Genomic DNA, 18045 nt, shown 5'->3' with positions numbered 1-18045 from the left:
GCTGGGGCGGTCGGCCATCAGCAAGGTGGTGACATGAGAATCGTCTTGCCTTCAACTCATAAGTGAGTCACGATTCGCATGATTGAGTTCAGATTTCCTCGATTGAGTCGTGCCGAAGTGGCAGTGAGAGTCGGTGTATGCCCAGTTGGTATGCCTTTTCGCGCGTTCAGCGTCAGTTCAGGTCGATTAACGACGGTTCATCATCTGGATTTCTTGTCAGACTAAGAAGTTAGTTGTTATTCTGAGCTCGGTTCAGCCCGTCATCGCTGTCGGACATCCCGGCGGACACCTGACGGTCCGGGAGGAGTTCGTGGCATGACCACCGGTGCACAGGCGCTCGACGAGCCGATCAGGTCGCGGCGTAACCACTGGAACAATCAGATCGCCTCGCACGCGCAGATGCGACCGGACGCGGTCGCGATCCGATTCCGTGGCGTGGACACCACCTGGCACCAGCTCAACGAGCGTTCGCTGAAATTCGCCGACGCGCTCGCCCGCCGCGGCGTCGGTTTCGGTGACCGAGTGCTCATCCTCGCGCTCAACGACCCCGAATATCTCGAGGCTGTCTTCGGCATAACTGCGCTCGGCGCCATCGCGGTGCCGGTGAACTTCCGGCTCACCCCGCCCGAGGTCGCCTTCATCGTCGGCGACAGTGGTGCGAAGGCGATCGTCACCGATGCGCTGTTGCAACCGCTGGCCGTCGCGGTCCGTCGGCAGGCGCCCACGCTGGAGACCTGCATCGTGATCGGCGGCGAGACCGCCGACGGCGTGCTCGGCTACGACGATGTGCTCGCCGAGGGCGGCACGCCGCACACCCCGCTGGATATCCCCGAGGACACCGCGTCGCTGATCATGTACACCTCGGGCACCACCGGCAGCCCGAAGGGAGCGGTGCTCTCGCACGCGAATATGAACAGCCAGTCCTTGACCTGTATCCGGGCCATGGATATCGGCCCGGAATCCATCGGGTTCTGTACCACGCCGCTGTTCCACATCGCCGGAATCGGCAGCCTGGCACCATATTTCATGCTCGGCGGCAAGATTGTGCTGCATCCGCTCGGCGCGTTCGACCCGACCGATTTTCTCGACGCGGTCGAGCGGGAGCAGGCCACCACCGCGTTCTGCGTCCCCGCGCAATGGCAGATGATCTGCGAGGAGCCGACGGTCAAGGACCGCAAACTGGCATTGCGGATGCTCAGCTGGGGCGCCGCGCCCGCGTCGGACACGGTGCTGAAGGCGATGGCCGAGTGCTTCCCCGACGCCACCAATGTCGCGGTGTTCGGGCAGACCGAGATGTCACCGATCACCTGCGTGCTGGAGGGCAAAGACGCGATCCGCAAGCTCGGCTCGGTCGGCAAGCCCATCGCGACCATCCAGGCCCGCGTCGTCGACGATGAAATGAACGATGTGGCGCGGGGTGAGATCGGCGAAATCGTCTACCGTGGACCGACTCTCATGCAGGGCTACTGGAACCGGCCCGAGGCGACGGCCGCCGCGTTCACGGGCGGCTGGTTCCGCTCCGGCGACCTGGTCCGCGCCGACGACGAGGGTTTCCTCTATGTCGTGGACCGCAAGAAGGACATGATCATTTCCGGCGGCGAGAACATCTACTGCGCCGAGGTGGAGAACGTACTGTTCGCGCACCCGAAGATTCGCGAGGCCGCGGTGGTCGGTCGCGCGCACGAGAAGTGGGGCGAGATCCCGGTAGCCATTGTCGCGCTGTTGGATCCGGATGCGGAGCTCACACTGGCGGAGCTGGAACCTATCCTCACCGAGAATCTGGCGCGCTACAAGCATCCCAAGGATCTGGTGTTGGTGGCCGAGTTGCCGCGCAATGCCAGCGGCAAGGTGGTGAAATTGCAACTGCGCAAGGATTATTCGTCCTGAGATGGTTGCGGGCCGGACGCGACTCGACTCGAAAACCGAACCTGTGATCGCCATTGTGATTGAATGACACTGGCAATGGGTCAGCTACCGCTCGAATATTGGTGGGCCCGGTCCGATTCCGCTGGTTCGGTTCGAGATCAGGAGAAACTTCGGTGAAATCCACTCATCTCGCGGTCCTCGCAGCAACATCTCTCACGGTCGTCGCGATGATGGCCGGATGCGGTAAGGACGGGAAGACGGACTCGGCGTCGGCAGGCTCCACGGCCCATTCGGCCACATCCGCGGCCGCGATAACCAAGGCGCCCAACCTGGTCGGGCCGAGCGCCGCCCCGCTGCCACCGCCGAGCCCGACTCAGCCCCCGGCCCCAGCGCCCACCCCGCTGGCCGATGTCGATTGCGGCACCATCAATGGTTCCAACGGCGCTACCGCGCACGTCATCGCCTTTGCCTCCGCCGCGGGCCGGGCCGGCTGCACCGAGGCGATCACCGTCGCATCCGACTATGTGAGTATTCCGCGGGCCGCCGACGCGACCACCGTCGACGGCTGGACTTGTGAGCCGCAACCCGATACCGGTGTACCGCACATTTGCCTCAACCAGGGCTTGACGATCGGCCTTCGCGGCAATGCGGGCCCGGCCACCCCGCCACCGCCCGCGCCCACACCCGTTCGCACCGTCGACCCGAGCCAGACCCCCGCTCCGGTCCACAACGACGAGCCACCCGCGCCGAATCCCGGTGACACCGTTGAAGACGTGAATTGCGGACCGGTCACCGATGCGGGCGGTGGCACCCGCACGGTTATCGCCGTCGGCACCACGGCGGGCCGGGTCGGCTGTACCGAGGCAATCAATGTGGCGACCACATATGCGACCACGATCAGCGATTCGGATGTGATGACCGTCGACGGTTGGCAATGCAACGCGCAACCGGATGCGACGACGCCATCGATCTGCTCGAAGGACGGCCTGGTCATCGGCCTGCGCGCGAACTGACAAACGACGACCTTCAGCGGTTGTTATTCGTTGATTCGCAGCGCCAGGCCGGGGCCGATCAGCCGTTCCAGGCGCTGGTAGGTGTCCTCGGCGGTCAAGGGCGGGTCGGCGTCGGCGATCGCGCCGAGTAAACCGACGACGCCCCAGGACAGGAAGGTCACGGTGTCGGCGAATTCGCTTTCGGCCATATCGAGTCGAGCCCGCAATTGTTCGGTGAGAATCCCCGCGACCATGCTCCTGGTCGCGTGCAGCAGCACCGCACTGCTCTTACGGCCGAGCAGGGCCCGATACACTTCGGGATTCTCCGCGGCCAGGCGCAGCAGCGTGAATACCGGCGCCAGTGGTGCGGAATCGGGCCCGGTGCGGCACGCGCCGACCGCTTCACGCAGGTATTCGGTGCTGCTGACCAGCAGTAGATCGTCTTTATCGCGGAAGTGCGCGTAGAACGTGGAGCGGCCGACATCGGCCCGCTGCAGGATGTCACGCACGGTGATCCGGTCATAGCGCTGTTCGAGCATCAGCTCGATCAGTGCGCGGTGCAGCAGGCTCGTGGTCCGCCGTACGCGACGATCCGCGGTCTCGCTCATAGCTTCGTTCCGTACATGAGGGTCTCCTTGACGCATGGTCTTCCCGAACAGAATTCGGCGATTCGTCCCGAACGGAACAAATTGCGCCACTTTGGTTCTGGTCGATCAGGCTGTTCGTTCAGATCATGAACATATGACCCGAAATGAACATCAGTCTGCCACCACCGCCGATCATGGCGACACCGACATCGGCATCGTGCTGACCCAGCCGCGCCAGTACCGCGCCTTGAAGTCCGCTCTCATACTCGGCCGGGACAGGGCACTGAATGCGAGGCTGGTCGCGCTGAGCGGAGCGGGGTCCGGTGATCGCGTGCTCGACATCGGCAGCGGGCCCGGTGACCTCGTCCGAGCGCTGGCCAGGCGGGTCGGCCCGAGCGGCGCGGTGACCGGTGTGGACCCATCGCCACCGATGATCGACTACGCGACCGCGCACTCCAGCGCCTTGCCGAACTGCCGGTTCGAGCTCGGTCCCGCTCAGTCACTGCGCCTGCCCGACGCCTCGATCGATATCGTGACCTGCACGTTCGTCATGCATCACATTCCAGAGGCGCAGCGTGACACGGCCATCGGCCAGATGTTTCGCGTATTGCGTCCCGGCGGTCGCCTGCTGCTTGCCGACACCTACCTGACCGGCCGGTTGGCGCCTTCGGTCGTCAAGGCAATGGCTCGCTACATGGCGCGGCACCGCCATGATGACGCCGCGACCGGGCATCCTGCCGATCCGATGGCAGCCGTTGATATCCGCCGCTATCGAGAAACCTTGTACGACACCGGTTTCCGGACAACGGAGTTCCACACCGCCAAACCGGTGACCGGCGCGTTGCTCGCGATCAAACCCGAATAGAGCTGTCAGATCATATCTTTCGCGGCGAGCCAGCGCATTGTCGGCCACCCGCAGAACACCGGCAGCCAGCAGGTGAGCACGCGGTAGAGCAGCACCGATGGCACGGCGATGTTCGCGGGCAGCCCGAAGGCCGCGAGTCCACCGATCAATGCGGCCTCGACGGCGCCGACGCCACCGGGAGTCGGCGCCGCCGCCGCGAGGGTGCCGCCGATCATCGTCACGATGGTGACGGTGACGAAGGTGGTGCCGCCGCCGAATGCCTCCACGCTGGCCCACAGTGCCAGCGCCATGCCCAGCGTGAGCGCCGCGCAGCCGAGGACGATGATCGAGAAACGCTTCGGATCGCGGGCCAGATCGGCGAGCTCGCCGAGTACCTCCTGCAATTGTGGCCGGATCGAATTATTGAGCCAGTGCCGCAGTTTCGGCACGAACATGAACGCGCCGATAATGCCGACGCCGACACCGGCCAGCAGATACAACACCGTCGCATCAGGTACGAAATGCGACAGGTCCGCCGAGGTGCCCGCCACGATACTGAAAAGGATCAACAGGCCGACGTGGGTGATCACCTGGACCGTCTGCTGCAACGCCACGGCGGCGGTGGCGCGGACGGCGCCCAGCCCGCCCTGCTGTAGGAATCGCACACTCAGGGCCAAACCTCCGACCCCGGCCGGGGTGGTCGTCGCGGCAAAGGTGTTGGCCAACTGCATGATTACCAGATTGCGGAAGCTGACCAATCCGGACGCACACGCCCACAGTGCGGCTGCCGCACCGACATACGTCAGGGTCGAGGCGAGCAGACCGAGCAGCGCCCACCACCAATTGGCCGTCGTCAGCTGTGTGAAGAACGTTGGCACCGCGCTGATGAACGGGTAGGCGACGTACACCAGCCCGATCAGCAATACGAGCTGGATGATCTGGTTGCGGCTGAACCGGGTGATCTGTTCGGACTGGATTTTGTCGTGCCCGGTCTGCTTGCGTACTTCGTCGCGCGTTGCCGAAAGCACGCCTTTCCAATCCGGGATCCACTTCTTGATTCCGGATGGCATGGCGGACTTGGTCAGTCGGCTGGCCGCAGTCAAAATCCCTTGTTCGCCAAGGGCTTCGATGCCGGCCCGCACGGCCGCTTCCTTGCCGAACACGCTCGTGGTCGATACCAGCAGCTGTGCGACATCGGATTGCCGCTGCGCCTCGGAAGCGCCGTATTCGGCACTCGCGAATCCGCTGAACAGGGTGTCGCCGTTGTCGATGCGGATTTCGCCCGGCTGTAGGTCGCCATGCGAGATCTGGCCGCGATGCAGGGTTTCCAGAGAGGTCCAGACGCCCGTGAGGACGTCGCCGGACAGTGCTGCGATCGGTGTGCCACGCGCGACCGTGTGCGTGTACAGCATCCAGCCGCGATCCAATGCGGTGACCGCGAGCGGGGTGACGGCCGACAATCCCAGATCCCCCGCGGCCAGCGACATCAGCGCCCGGTGCTCGACGGCGCGATGCATGGATCCGTGCATGGCCGCGGTTTCACTGGCGCGGAAGGTGATCCACCGCCACAGTTGGCGCAGTGCGCCGAAGCTGCGCTGGTTCTTGCCGTACATCTCGACGATCAGTTCGCGTTCGGGCCCCCCGACGGCGGCGGCGAGGATCAGTGGACCGCGCCCGGCCGGATGCATCACGGTGAACGCGGTAACCGTGTACCCGCGCCTGGCCAGCACCCGAACCGCGGCATCGAGCGGCACCTCCAGCGCCGGGGTGCCGACTACCAGCACGATTACCGCGCCGACCAGCCATCCGACCGCGAGCCCGAACATCGCCCTGGCAGGCACCACCGCGCTGACCACCAGATGAATCGGCGCGAACGCCAGCAGCAGCAACCACAGCCAGCGTCGCGGCCGGGTCGGCAGCCATGGGCTCGACACCGTCAGCACCGCGGCCAGCATGGCGATCCAGCGCGGATCGTCGAGGAACTGGGACAGGAAAGTGTCGAGCCGGTCGGGCACCTGCAGATGCCATTTCGGCGCGGACAGCCCGGTCCCGGTGATCGATAACAGCAGTCCGGCGACCAGCCCCGCCGCCGCGTACCCGGCCAGCAGCTTCCATTGCCTGCCGATGATCAACTCGATGAGGATCGCGAACGGCAACGCCAGAATGGCCATGCCGTAGATCAGGTACACCAGATTCGACTGGTCCGGATTGAGGAACCCGACGATGTTGGACACCGAACGTTCCAGCTGCAACCACTCCGGCCGGGTGATGACCGAGGCCGCGACGACAATGCTGACCCACAGCGCCGCGAGGACGACACGGATGATGTCACTTGTCCGCCGGATGAGCGGTTGCAGCAGGCTGCCCGTTACCGGGATTTCCCGCCTGTCAACTCGCATGTGAGAGTTCTTCCGCCTTTCCGCGTCTTTGCCGGTCGTCGGGTGTGGATAACGTACCGTTGCGGGCCGGTGGTTCATGGCAGGGCTGAGTGCTGGTACAAGGTCAGTGTTTGCGTCTGCGGGGACGATACACACCGGCAGCCCGTTGCCGCTGCGGCCGATCCGGCGCGGGTCAGTGCGCGGAGTACTCCCGCACCGCCTCGAGGTATTCGGCGATGGCGTCGCGGTTGTGTGGGCAGCCTGGATTCCAGCAGCCCGCGGGTTCGCATAGGCTCCCTTCGTCGCGGTGTGCTCGATCTCATGCACCTGCGCTTGACCCTCACATCTATGTGATGGTTCGAGAATGGGACTCGCACACTTCGGGGCTTGCCGAAAGCGCGCGATCCGATCACCATCATGGCGACTAGGCGACGGCCGGGCGGCCCCGCCCGAGCGTCGTCCCCGACGCTCGGAAGGTTGTTATGGCAGTGCAAGACAATGATCTAGCGGGTAAGACCATCGTCGTGACCGGGGCGAGTTCCGGTCTCGGCGCGGAGGCGGCGGCGAAGCTCGCGGCGCGCGGCGCCACAGTCGCGGTCGTCGGCCGCTCGCCACAGCGAACGGCAGAAGTGGCCTCGAAGATCGGCGCGGAGCCGTTCATCGCGGACTTCGCGAGCTTCGAGGAGGTGCGCAAGCTCGCCGGCCAACTACTCGATCGTTACCCGCGCATCGACGTGCTGGCCAATAACGCGGGCGGCGCTTGGGCCAAGCGCATCGTCACCGACGATGGCAATGAGCTCACCTTCCAGGTCAATCACCTGTCCGGATTCCTGCTCACCTCGCTGCTGCTGGATCGGCTGGTGCAATCGAAGGCGCGGGTGATCAACACTTCGAGTATGACCTACCGGATGGCACGGTTGAACCTCGATACCGTGAACGCCTCGACCGGTTCGTATACCCAGATGGGCGCCTACGCCGCCTCGAAGCTCGCGAACATTCTGTTCACTCGTGAGCTCGCCCGCCGCACCGAGGACACCGGCCTGGTCACCGGTGCGTTCCATCCCGGCGCGGTAGCCACCCACGTCTACGACAATGCCCCGCTCGGTCTCGGCCGGTTGATCCGTTCCCCACTGTCGCGTCCGTTCTTCATCCGGCCCGAACAGGGTGCGGATCCGTTGGCGCGCTTGGCGACAACGCCGGACGCGTCCTCGATCAACGGCATGTACTTCCATCGTTTCAAGCTGGAAGCGCTGCGCAACAAACTGGCATCGGACCCGGAGCTGGCGCGGCGGCTGTGGAAGATGTCGGAGGAAATCACCGGTACCGCAACGGCTTCGACCGAATAGCTCGCTCGAATTCAGCTGGGTCGTTGGGTATGTCTGCCTCCGGCCGAGTTCGGGGGTTGTGCGCCGACGCTGAACACCCCGCCGGTCACCGTACCGATGTCGAGTTCGACGATCGAGCGCACCACCTGCTCGGTGGCGACGGACGCGGGAAAGGCATCGGGAGCAATGGCATTCGCGCGGACACCGAACTCGGCGAATTCAGTGGCGAGATGGCGGGTCAGGTGATTGAGCGCGGCCTTGGATGCCGCGTAGAGGGCCTGCCCGCCGGGGTACACCTCCGAACCGGAAAGGCTCGAGACGTTCACGATATTCCGGTTATGTGCGCGATTCTCGTCCCCGGCGTGTACCCAGGCCCGTTGGGCCAGACGAGTCGATAAGCGCAGTGGCACACCGACATTGACCGAGAACAGTGCGTCGAACTCATCGAGCGCGGCGTCGCCGTCGACAATACCGCGCGGATGTAGGCTCATGCTCGCCGCATTGTTGACCAGCAGGTCCACCCGGCCGAACCGGGCGAGCGCGAGGTCGACGACCCGCTCTATCTCCCCCTTCTCGCTGAGGTCGGCGCGGATCATGAAGATTCTCGAATCATTTTCCGGCACTGGCTTTTCCGGTTCGAACGGATCGACGAACCATTCGTGCTGCGACGGTGCGGCCGGAACGCGATTGCGGCACACCGCGACAATGTCGTAGTCGGTGTACGCACCGCGGCAGAAGGCGTCGCCCAGCCTGCCGCCCGCGCCGGTGAGCAGGCAGACCCGCCGTGAGCTTTCACCACTGCTCAATTTTGTCTCCTCCCCAGCGTTGCACCACTTCGTCTTTCGGACGGTGCAGCCACATCACCACGCAATTGCGCGCGGCGGCGTTGTTGCCGACGTAGGTATGCCACGACCTCGGCGTGCATTCGAAGAGCACCATCGAATTGTCCAGCGGCGGAATGGTCAGCGACGGCGCCGGATTATTGCCCGCGGTGTTTTCATATAGCGCGGTCTCGCCGCCGTCGCCCGGCTTCCAGTCGGGATTGCCGAGATAGAACAGCACCGCTACCGCGCGCACGGTCTCCCTTGCGGTAACCGAACCAGCCCGCGTGCCGGTCTTCAGGTCTACCGCGGGATCGGCCGTACGAACCTCGGCGGGACCAGGGGTGGTTCCGCCGAACCAGGCCGGGGCCAGATCGTTGTGCGGCCAGCCCTGTGGACTGTCCGCGGCATGGTGGTGCAGTGACCCCTCCACGTCTCCGGTCGCGGTAACTCCGGCGACCCCCGCGATCAGGTCGTGCCACTCCCTGGACAGGAACAATGCCAGCGGACCATCCCGCAGTGCGCTCAACCGCACCCCGGTCGCGCTGTACTTCTCGGAGACGGGCGTGAACGCCTCCGGCCGCTGCGTGCGTACCCGTCCGAACTCCTCGGCGAGCCGCCGATAGAACTCGGGCACGAACACGTCCCTGGCGTACACGTGCGGAAACGGATCCGTGCGACGGATCCAGCGTCGGTGGGCGAACAATTCGACGAACCACTGCGGGGCCGCGTCGCGTACCGATTCCCCTGTCAACATCAATCCCTCCCGGATGAACCACCCGAGATCCTATTGCGTCACCCCGCGCGCTCGCGCGGTGGTCGGCCCGACGCTACGAGCTGCGGTCACTTGCCGGGAGACCCGTCGCGAGAACGATGCTGTTGTTTCGGCGTGAACGCTTCCAGGTATACCGGCGGAAAGCCCAGGCCGATGCCACCGCCTCGATAATCCGTTGCGCGTGGCTCTGCGGAGACGTCGGAGTTGCCGACATGAGGTCCATCGCCGACCGCTACACGCGCGTCTGGGACACGCGTGTGTCGGGCGTCGACCCTGCGGTGTCGTCGATTCCGGCGGCGGCCGGGTCAGCCGACGGAGATCTGTCGCGCCCGCGCGGCTCTCGTTCCCTCCGCACGGCGGTCGGGTCGACTGGATGCGCGCCGTCGTCATCGTTCGGCCGGACCTGTTCGTGCGGCACCGATTGCCCGCGGCCGACCTCATAGCGAATCGGCCCTTCGGTTTCGAGCTGGCCGAGCGCCACGCTCGAGGTGAGCATCGACCGCGCGAACGGCGTGCGACGATCGGGCATCGTCATCTGCCGCAGCATGTTCGACAGTCGCGGATTCCGCACGCGCAGAACCTGTTTGCGTAACCACGGTGTGGAGATCGGATAGTTCTCGTGCCAGAACGGTTCGATGCATGGTGTCGCGATGGCCGATAGTGCCTCGGCGTCGATCGGTCTTACACCGTGCAGTCTGACACAGCAGCGCCTAGACTGTCTGGGACGTGTTGGATATCGAGTTGAATGGGTGGCATCGATGGGATCCCAAACGGTAGTCGCCGACGTTGCCGACGAGCTGGCGCGCAGGGTTGCCGCAGGGGAATACCAGCCGGGGGAGCTGATGCCGTCGGTCCGGCAGGTCGCCGACGAATTCGAGATGAATCGCGCGACTGCCCAGTTGACCCTCGGCCGGCTGGAGTCCTACGGCTTTGTCGAGGCGCGGCGCGGCAAGGGGTTCACGATCCGTGATGTCCGCGAGGCGGGCGGCATCGATGTATACCGCCACCTGTTCCGGTTTTCCGCCGCGATGCCCGATATCGCGATCGACATGTTCCGCGACATCGTCGAGGTCGAACGCGGGATCGTAATGGAGGCGCTGCTTGCCTACACCGGCAGCGGGCGCGACATCGATCCGGCCGAGTTGAAGGCCACCATAGACGAGCTGGAATCGCTTGCCCGGCTGGAGGTTCCGGAATTTCGTCAGATTCTGGCCATCGAGGTCGCGCTGGTGCGCAAGTTGCTGACCTCGCTCGGGTTTAGCATGCAACGGGCGATCCTGAACTCCATCGGCGAGATGGTGCTCGAGGTGCCCGAAGCGATCGAGGCGTACTTCGCGGGTGCCGCGGATCTGCATGTGCTGATCTGGCGGGCGCTGGTGGCGGTGTGGGACTCGGGGTCTGGACCGTCGGATGCGCAGCTGGCGCTGTTCGAGGATCTTTTCGGGATGTATCACGAGAAGGTGATCAATCGGTTCACGGAGTTGCTCGACGTCGCCGGTGCGGCGGAAGAGGGGCACTCGGCGACCGCCTGACGATCCGCCGCGCTGTCTCCACCAGTCCGATCCCCGCTGTCTGGGCCGGAATTGCTCATTCGTAGCCAAACTGTGCCGCAAGCTCGTACCGTTTCGGTATGGACGCTGTCGAACCATTTCCCGCTCTGCCGCTGGAATGCTGGCGGCCCACCAAGGAGACGCTGCACCGGTTCGCCCAGGTTGTCGGCAAGGTCGCCCTCGCCAAGGGCATTCGCCGCAACCACTGGTGGCATATGACCTATCGGCTCACCCCGCGCGGCTGGACCACGGTGCCCCTCGGCACTGCCCGCAACGGACCGGTATTCAGTTGCGCGTTCGATTTCTTCGATCATGTGCTGCGAATCGCGACCGATCATGGCACCGAAGTCACGATCGAGCTGCGGGAGCAGTCCGTCGCGACGTTCTACCGCGACGTCATGGCGGGGCTGGGTGAGCTCGGCATCGAAGTTGTACTGCCGCACCCACATCCATTCGATCTGCCGGACGCGGGACGCCGGTTCGCCGACGACACCGAGCATGCCGACTACGACCCCGCCAACGCGCAGCGGGCATTTCGCGTGCTGAGCCAGGTCGGGCGGGTGCTGGAGGAGTTCAGCGCCACCTATTCCGGCAAGATCAGCCCGGTGCAATTGTTCTGGCACACTTTCGATCTCGCGGTGCAACGTTTCTCCGAGCGGAAGATCGCCCTACCCGCGACGGTAGACTCGGTGACCCGCGAGGCGTACTCGCGGGAGGTCATCAGCGCGGGTTTCTGGTTCGGTGACGACAAGGTGCCCGAGCCGACGTTCTACTCCTACATCGCGCCCGAGCCGGACGGAATGGCCGATCGGCCGCTTCCGCTGGGCGCACACTGGGTCACGTCCGGGTCGGGCCACGCCGCGTACTACCCCTACGACCAGGCCCGCTCGGCCCCGGACCCGCTCGGTGCCGCCCTCGAATTCCTCCAGTCCGTCTACGAGAATGGATCCGAACTGGCCGGATGGGATCCCGCCCAGCTGGCCTGCTGGGGCGGCATCACCGATCCGGTGCAGGAGAGTTCGGGACCGAACTGGGCCTACCTCAGCTATTGAGCTTGTTGAGGCGGTCGCAGGACTCCACGTACTCCTCAATAAGTCGCGCGACCACGTCGGCGGAGCGTTCCACCTTGTTCATCATGCCGACCACCTGGCCGACCGGATTGAAGTTCACGTCCTTGGCGGCCTCGGGGTAGCGATGGCCGCGCTTGACGCCGTCGAGTGCCACCATCATCTGAAGTGGCATGGGCAGCGGGTCGGGAGTCTCGGCCGATTCCCACGCTTCGGTCCAGTCGTTCTTCAGCATTCGGCACGGCTTGCCGGTCCACGACCTGGAGCGCACGGTGTCGTGGCTGGAGGCATCGATGTAGGTCTGCATCTGCGCGGGTGGCACATTCGCTTCCTCGACGGTCAGCCACAGCGAGCCGGTCCACGCGCCTGCCGCGCCCATGGCCATCGCCGCGGCGACCTGACGGCCGTTGCCGATACCGCCCGCGGCCAGCATCGGCATATCGCCGATCGCGTCGACCACCTGTGGCCACAGCACCATCGAGGAGATTTCGCCGCAGTGGCCGCCGCCCTCGGTGCCCTGGCAGACAACGAAATCCAGGCCCGCACGCTTGTGATTGAGCGCGTGTTTCACCGAGCCGCACAGCGCGCCGATGAGCCTGCCGGAACTCTGGATCTGCTCGATCACATCCGGCGGCGGCGTGCCGAGCGCATTGGCCACCAGCTTGGCCTTGGGGTGGCGCAGGATCACCTCGATCTGGGGCGCGACCGTGGTCGCGGTCCAGCCGAGCAACTGATTGTGGTGCTCACTGTCGGGCAGTTCCGGAACATGGTGATCGGTGAGAATCCGCTCCGCGAAATCACGGTGGCCCTGCGGAACCATTTCCGCCAGTTTGGCTTCCAGCTCCTCAGGGCTGAGGCCGTCGATGCCCTTGCCCTCGTACTGGGAGGGGATGACAAGGTCGACGCCGTAGACGCCGTGCACGTGCTCGTCGAGCCACGCCAGTTCGACCTCTAGCTGCTCAGGGGTGAAGCCGACCGCACCGAGTACGCCGATTCCGCCGGCATTGCTGACCGCGGCCGCCACGTCGCGGCAATGGGTGAACGCGAAGATGGGGAACTCGATCCCCAGCCGGTCGCAGATTTCGGTACGCATGGCCTGCTTGTCTCCCTACGGGGCGATAGAACGGGTTGCAAAGTTGCCCCACCGTGTTCGAATCCGGCGCGGCGCGCAGCTGCCTGAACCGGCCGAATGGGCCGCATACCGCGAGTATCGCCAGTGCGCGGCAGCGGCCTCATTGACAGGTGAGTGCACCATATTCAGACAGTAACACGTTCTAGTTTTGCTGGGATAGCCCTCGTTTTATATAGCGCGGCGCCCGACAGTGAGTTGTAGACGGCCGTCTACGCCGCATCGATTCGCTGACCACACGCAGCCGTTCGGTCGGGTCGGCCACGTCGGTGGCCAGGTTGCACAGGATCGCGCCCACCCTGTTGCCGTTGACATCCTGATCGTCGTAATCCGACTGCGGCGAGCTCCTCGCGCGCGCGGCCGGACCGGGGCGGATTCCACGAAGTCCGGGGCTCGGCGGAATGCGGGACGCCGTCGATCAGTGCGGAATCCGACGCGATCTGCTCAACTTACCCGGGCCGGTTGGCCCGAGTTCGCCGAATCACCGGTCCTTTACTACCAGCAGGGAGCCCTGTAGGAATCGCTCTCCGTCCTCCGGGCGACGAACCAGCTGCGCCACTGTCGCGAATCCGGCCGCATCCAGCAGTCCGGACAGCCGTTGCGGCGACCATCGGTAGGCGCGAGTCACCTTGTGGTCGAACGCTTCCACCGCATCCGAAGCGTCCGCGGCAAAAAAGCCCAGCAGCGCGTACCCTCCCGGTTCGAGTACCCGATAGAACTCGGTCAACACCCCGGGCACGCGCTCGGGAGGCAAATGAATGAGCGAATACCAGGCCACGATCCCCGCGAGCTTGGCATCGTCGATCGCGAGACTCTCCATAGACCCCGTGTCGAACCGCAGCTGCGGGTACGCCTGGCGCGCCAACTCGATCATCCGCAGGGATAGATCGATCCCGAACGGATCGAGCTCGAGCTTCGCCAGATGCGCGGTAATCCGCCCCGGCCCACAACCGATATCGGCCACCGGACCGCCACCATTCGCCCGCACCAAATCCGCGAACGCGGCGAGCATTGCCCGATCGAACGGCATCGTCGCGAGAATGTCCTTGAAGAGTTCGGTGTAGACGACAGCAACGTCGTCATAGGCGCTACGGGTCTGATCGACATCGGCGGGAATGATGGTGTCCATCCGACCATCATCCACATCCGATCGGCTCAGGGGGATCGGCGAGCTTCGCATCGGCATCGCGAGTACGTGCGGTGCCGAGCACTGAACCGAGGATGACCAGCGGGAATCCGATCGCCATACCGATGGTCAACGGTTCGTCGAGAGCCGTGACCCCGAGCAGGATTGCGACGGCCGGATTGATGTAGGTGACCACCGTCGCCCGGGCCGGACCGACCTCGCCGATCAGCGCGAAGAACACCAAGAACGCCGCCGCCGTGCAGATTACGGCCAGACCAAGCACCGACCAGGCAGCGTCGGCGGTGATCCGCGCGGGCCAGAGCAGTCCCGCGAACGGTGCGTAGATCGCGGTCGCGAGCAGCAGCGACGCGGTGACCACGCCGAGCGGCGGTAGACCGGCCAGCGCGCGGTTGACCACGATCGGGCCGACCGCGTAGCCGATCGTGGTCAATGCGATCGCGCCGATCGCCGCCGGATGCGCCAGATCGACATCGAGTCCAACCAGCGCCGCCACCCCCGCGAACCCGATGATCAGCCCGCCGGTCCGGCGTCGGTCGAAGCGGTCGTGGCCGAGCTTGGTGACGATGACCACCGCGATCAACGGCACCGCCGCGATCAACAGCCCGACCGTAGAACTGTTCAACGTGGTCTCCGCATACCCGATCAGAAACCACGGCCCGGTGATCTCGACCAGCGTGTACAGCAGCAGCGGACGCCACCGCCGAAAGACCGGGGCGAGCGTTTTGCTGTACACCGCGATCGGCAACAGGATCAGCGCGCCGATGAACGTCCGCCCGAATGCCACCACCATCGGATCGAAATCTCGCACCGCGACGTGAATCATCGCGTACGGCACACCCCAGATGACACCCATCGCAAGAAACAGCGTCCACCCACGCCTGGTCACCGAGTTGCCACTCTTCCAACAGGCACGACATCGCTCACTTTTCGCTCGATCGGGAGCCCTGTGCGGATAACAACAACGACCGGGCACCCGATCATCTCAACGGGCGCATGTTCTTGCGGCCCAACCGAAATCGAAGGTCGCAGCGCCGGTCAATGCGAGGGTTCCCGAACTCAGCCCGAGCAACCACAGCTGGACCGGCTCGTGCCGACTCCCTGTCGCCGCTGACAGCGTTGCGAGACATGCCCCCAGACGCCCAAGCAGCGAACCCGACCTAACTGTGTACAGAAACAGTCGGTGCCGCACGAGCCCACCCATACGCACCCACTCGCCACGACACAGTTTCGCAGCAAGATCGAGCCCCCTCAGCTACCAAAACACAGGCACCTATCTGTGTACAGAATCGGTCGGTGCCGCACGAGCCCACTTGCGCACCCACTCGCCACGACACCAGTTTTCGAGCGAAGCGAGATCGAGCACTAGAGTTCGCGGCCGGCTCGCGTCCGAGGGGCAAATACGATGCGACGCAGGAGCAAGTATTTGTCCCTCGGACGTGAGCCTTAGGGGCCGCGAACACGCCGCGCCAGCGGCCAATAAACACAGCAAACCTCACTGGACTACCCAAACCCCGGGTCCCCCCGCGACCAGGCCCACGCGCCCCGCCACGACACAGTCTCGCAGCAAGATCCAGTCCTCGCGGCTACCGAGCACAGGTGCCCAACTGTGTACAGAATCGGTCGGTGCCGCACGAGCCCACTTGCGCACCCACTGGGCGCGACACCAGTTTTCGAGCGTAGCGAGATCGAGCACTAGAGTTCGCGGCCGGCTCGCGTCCGAGGGGCAAATACGATGCGACGCAGGAGCAAGTATTTGTCCCTCGGACGCGAGCCATAGGGGGCCGCGAACACGCGGCGCCGCAGGCGCTGCCAAACAACCCAGCACCTAACTCATTTCGCATCGGTGGTGGTCGGCGCTGCGGATTGTGTTGTCGTGGTGGTCGATTCGGTGGTTGTGGTCGGCTTCGTGGTCTCGACTGGTGCTGCGACCGAAGAGCGGGCCGGTGGGGTTGTCACCTCCGGAGTGACTGTCGCGCTGGGTGTTTCGGATGGCGTCACTGAAGTCGACGGCGTCACTGAAGTCGACGGCGGCGTGGTCGTCGGTTCAGCGGTTTTGGTCGGGGCAGCACTTGTGGTTGTCGGTGACGCGGTCTTCGATGGTGTGCCCGTCGGCGTCGCTGAGGTGGTGGCCGCCTCGTACGCGGCGGCGAGGTCCGCGGCCTCCGGCTTGGACGTCGTGTCGACCGGCTGCCCTGCCTGCGCCTGCTTCGCCAAATGCGTGAGCCAGGCGGCCGCGTATTCGGCGGAGGTCAGTGGCTTACCGTTGGCGGAGTCGGAGTCACGCCAGTAGTCGAAATGATGTCCGGTGCCATTCGGTCCGAGCGTGAGCTGATACGGGTCGCTCATGATCACCGGAATCGTATTCTGGTTGGTCACAATGAGACCGATGAACTCGTTGAGCACCTTCTGCGGCAGATAAGCCAGCGGCGACATATCGTTGGTCGAGATCGAATCCGCCTGCACTGGTGTCTTCGGCGCCTCACCAGGCTTGTATGCCGGATCCGACACCCTCAGCAGCACCTGGAGAAAAGTCTCGTCGCTCTGCATCCAATTCGGCTGCGACTGAACATCGGTGAACGCCGCAAACGCGATACGGCTGAGGGCAACCGCGACATCCTGCCCGGTCGCGGGCGTGAGCCCGTCTCGTTGGAGCGCGTCGATATTCACCTGCCTGCCCACATTCACCGCCAACTGGAGCAGCGAAATGTTCTGCGGTGCGGCGCAAGTGAGATCACCGTCGGAGCAGAACGACGCGATCTTGCCGTTCAGCGCACCGAAGTCACCGCTGGTTCCGGGCAGCGCACCCTGGCCGGGAGCCGGTTTCCCGCCGTTCTGATATTGCTGGTCGAATCCGTCGGGATGATTCGGGTCCTTCGCGCCAGGGAAGGGCCCCTCACCCGTCGAGCGACCCGCGTCGGCGAGGATGACGACACCGACGATATCGGCCGGATCGACGATCCCGTATCCGCCGTCCTTGTCGGCGTCCTGATTACCGATTGTCATCGCGACGCGGCGGACGACGTCGGCGCCCTCGCTGTAACCGACGATCGAGAACTTGGTGTCGGGGCAGGCTTGTGTGATCTCCCGCATCACCTGTTCGGTATTGGCGACACCGGTGTTGACGGCGTCCTCGTAGGTGGCCATATCGGCCGGATAAGCAATGTAGACGGCCGCATAGGAACCTGGATCGACGTCATCGGCCGGTGCGTTGACGACCGGATCGACCCAGGTGCTGTGATAATCGTCCGATAGCGCGGCAGGCAATTCCTCACCATTGGGTCCGACCAGCATTTTCGTGGTCTCCGCATTCGGCGAATCATTGCGGCCGGCTACCGAAATCGACACCATGTCGTGGCATTCGGTGACCGACGACTTGAGCCGTGTGTCCACTGATTGCGGCGTCGATGTCAGTGCAAAGGAAGCGGCAACGACGGCCGCTACTCCCAATACCGCTGGCGCGGCGACGGTCGAGGCAATACGATGCCGCGCAAAAAACTCGCGAAGAGCCATGTCCTGATCCCATTCCAATAACCGATAAGTGGACGGACAAGCCCCCCGACGGGC

General features: G+C 64.6%; 16 protein-coding genes. 6 read left to right on the top strand and 10 right to left on the bottom strand.

Features of this window, described 5'->3' with window-relative positions; all coding sequences use genetic code 11:
• Positions 1-315 precede the first annotated feature (315 nt).
• A complete protein-coding gene (gene fadD5 / locus LKE06_RS06420) occupies positions 316-1887 on the top strand; it encodes a fatty-acid--CoA ligase FadD5 (protein ID WP_227997703.1) in 1572 nt (523 codons plus the stop codon).
• Positions 1888-2039: 152 nt separating this feature from the next.
• Entirely contained in the window at positions 2040-2879 is an 840-nt protein-coding gene (locus LKE06_RS06415) for a hypothetical protein (protein WP_227997702.1), read from the top strand.
• 23 nt (positions 2880-2902) lie between these two features.
• On the opposite strand, the gene LKE06_RS06410 is transcribed toward LKE06_RS06415, so the two are convergent.
• Positions 2903-3466, bottom strand: coding sequence for a TetR/AcrR family transcriptional regulator (locus LKE06_RS06410; protein ID WP_227997701.1), 564 nt, complete (start codon positions 3464-3466; stop codon positions 2903-2905).
• A gap of 133 nt (positions 3467-3599) precedes the next feature.
• On the opposite strand from LKE06_RS06410, the gene LKE06_RS06405 reads away from it, so the two are divergent.
• On the top strand, positions 3600-4310 hold the full coding sequence (locus LKE06_RS06405) for a methyltransferase domain-containing protein (protein WP_227997700.1): 711 nt from the start codon (positions 3600-3602) through the stop codon (positions 4308-4310).
• A 5-nt stretch (positions 4311-4315) separates the two neighbouring features.
• On the opposite strand, the gene LKE06_RS06400 is transcribed toward LKE06_RS06405, so the two are convergent.
• Complete coding sequence (locus LKE06_RS06400; protein ID WP_227997699.1) at positions 4316-6688, bottom strand: lysylphosphatidylglycerol synthase transmembrane domain-containing protein; 2373 nt, start codon at positions 6686-6688, stop codon at positions 4316-4318.
• Positions 6689-7149: 461 nt separating this feature from the next.
• Between LKE06_RS06400 and LKE06_RS06395 the strand changes: the two genes are divergently transcribed.
• A complete protein-coding gene (locus LKE06_RS06395) occupies positions 7150-8013 on the top strand; it encodes an SDR family NAD(P)-dependent oxidoreductase (RefSeq protein WP_227997698.1) in 864 nt (287 codons plus the stop codon).
• A gap of 11 nt (positions 8014-8024) precedes the next feature.
• Here LKE06_RS06395 and LKE06_RS06390 read toward each other — a convergent pair whose 3' ends face one another.
• The 3 genes from LKE06_RS06390 to LKE06_RS06380 all read right to left on the bottom strand — a co-directional run bounded on the left by LKE06_RS06390 (position 8025) and on the right by LKE06_RS06380 (position 10135).
• Entirely contained in the window at positions 8025-8798 is a 774-nt protein-coding gene (locus LKE06_RS06390; protein WP_227997697.1) for an SDR family NAD(P)-dependent oxidoreductase, read from the bottom strand.
• Positions 8785-9570, bottom strand: coding sequence for a 2OG-Fe(II) oxygenase family protein (locus LKE06_RS06385; protein WP_227997696.1), 786 nt, complete (start codon positions 9568-9570; stop codon positions 8785-8787). The genes LKE06_RS06390 and LKE06_RS06385 overlap by 14 nt, the downstream gene beginning before the upstream one ends.
• A 250-nt stretch (positions 9571-9820) precedes the next feature.
• Positions 9821-10135 carry a hypothetical protein gene (locus LKE06_RS06380; protein WP_227997695.1) on the bottom strand — a complete coding sequence of 105 codons (315 nt, stop codon included), beginning with the start codon at positions 10133-10135 and terminating at the stop codon, positions 9821-9823.
• Positions 10136-10346: 211 nt separating this feature from the next.
• Between LKE06_RS06380 and LKE06_RS06375 the strand changes: the two genes are divergently transcribed.
• Together LKE06_RS06375 and LKE06_RS06370 are read left to right on the top strand one after the other, a co-directional pair.
• Positions 10347-11120: a GntR family transcriptional regulator gene (locus tag LKE06_RS06375; protein WP_227997694.1), complete on the top strand. Its 774-nt coding sequence runs from the start codon at positions 10347-10349 to the stop codon at positions 11118-11120.
• 98 nt (positions 11121-11218) lie between these two features.
• A complete protein-coding gene (locus LKE06_RS06370) occupies positions 11219-12190 on the top strand; it encodes a DUF5996 family protein (protein ID WP_227997693.1) in 972 nt (323 codons plus the stop codon).
• On the opposite strand, the gene LKE06_RS06365 is transcribed toward LKE06_RS06370, so the two are convergent.
• From LKE06_RS06365 to LKE06_RS06345, 5 genes are all read right to left on the bottom strand, one after another.
• Positions 12180-13298 (bottom strand): nitronate monooxygenase, encoded by a 1119-nt coding sequence (locus tag LKE06_RS06365; RefSeq protein WP_227997692.1) that lies wholly within the window; start codon positions 13296-13298, stop codon positions 12180-12182. The two genes, LKE06_RS06370 and LKE06_RS06365, sit on opposite strands and share 11 nt — an antisense overlap.
• A gap of 181 nt (positions 13299-13479) precedes the next feature.
• On the bottom strand, positions 13480-13599 hold the full coding sequence (locus tag LKE06_RS32480) for a hypothetical protein (protein ID WP_372477349.1): 120 nt from the start codon (positions 13597-13599) through the stop codon (positions 13480-13482).
• A 216-nt stretch (positions 13600-13815) separates the two neighbouring features.
• Positions 13816-14463 carry a class I SAM-dependent methyltransferase gene (locus tag LKE06_RS06355; protein WP_227997691.1) on the bottom strand — a complete coding sequence of 216 codons (648 nt, stop codon included), beginning with the start codon at positions 14461-14463 and terminating at the stop codon, positions 13816-13818.
• A 7-nt stretch (positions 14464-14470) separates the two neighbouring features.
• Positions 14471-15367, bottom strand: coding sequence for a DMT family transporter (locus LKE06_RS06350; RefSeq protein ID WP_227997690.1), 897 nt, complete (start codon positions 15365-15367; stop codon positions 14471-14473).
• 944 nt (positions 15368-16311) lie between these two features.
• Positions 16312-17991, bottom strand: coding sequence for a cutinase family protein (locus LKE06_RS06345; protein WP_227997689.1), 1680 nt, complete (start codon positions 17989-17991; stop codon positions 16312-16314).
• Between the last annotated feature and the right edge of the window lie 54 nt (positions 17992-18045).

The sequence above is a fragment of the Nocardia australiensis genome (assembly GCF_020733705.1).
In the GTDB taxonomy this organism is placed as follows: domain Bacteria; phylum Actinomycetota; class Actinomycetes; order Mycobacteriales; family Mycobacteriaceae; genus Nocardia; species Nocardia australiensis.
Note: the sequence above shows the minus strand (reverse complement) of the source record. Positions and strands in the feature narration are given on the sequence as shown.

Excerpts from the sequence above, each read along its gene's own strand:
- fadD5 (WP_227997703.1), top strand. The coding sequence starts at position 316 with ATGACCACCGGTGCACAGGCGCTCGACGAGCCGATCAGGTCGCGGCGT.
- LKE06_RS06410 (WP_227997701.1), bottom strand. The coding sequence starts at position 3,466 with ATGAGCGAGACCGCGGATCGTCGCGTACGGCGGACCACGAGCCTGCTG.
- LKE06_RS06405 (WP_227997700.1), top strand. The coding sequence starts at position 3,600 with ATGACCCGAAATGAACATCAGTCTGCCACCACCGCCGATCATGGCGAC.
- LKE06_RS06400 (WP_227997699.1), bottom strand. The coding sequence starts at position 6,688 with ATGCGAGTTGACAGGCGGGAAATCCCGGTAACGGGCAGCCTGCTGCAA.
- LKE06_RS06395 (WP_227997698.1), top strand. The coding sequence starts at position 7,150 with ATGGCAGTGCAAGACAATGATCTAGCGGGTAAGACCATCGTCGTGACC.
- LKE06_RS06385 (WP_227997696.1), bottom strand. The coding sequence starts at position 9,570 with ATGTTGACAGGGGAATCGGTACGCGACGCGGCCCCGCAGTGGTTCGTC.
- LKE06_RS06380 (WP_227997695.1), bottom strand. The coding sequence starts at position 10,135 with ATGCTGCGGCAGATGACGATGCCCGATCGTCGCACGCCGTTCGCGCGG.
- LKE06_RS06375 (WP_227997694.1), top strand. The coding sequence starts at position 10,347 with ATGGGATCCCAAACGGTAGTCGCCGACGTTGCCGACGAGCTGGCGCGC.
- LKE06_RS06370 (WP_227997693.1), top strand. The coding sequence starts at position 11,219 with ATGGACGCTGTCGAACCATTTCCCGCTCTGCCGCTGGAATGCTGGCGG.
- LKE06_RS06365 (WP_227997692.1), bottom strand. The coding sequence starts at position 13,298 with ATGCGTACCGAAATCTGCGACCGGCTGGGGATCGAGTTCCCCATCTTC.
- LKE06_RS06355 (WP_227997691.1), bottom strand. The coding sequence starts at position 14,463 with ATGGACACCATCATTCCCGCCGATGTCGATCAGACCCGTAGCGCCTAT.
- LKE06_RS06345 (WP_227997689.1), bottom strand. The coding sequence starts at position 17,991 with ATGGCTCTTCGCGAGTTTTTTGCGCGGCATCGTATTGCCTCGACCGTC.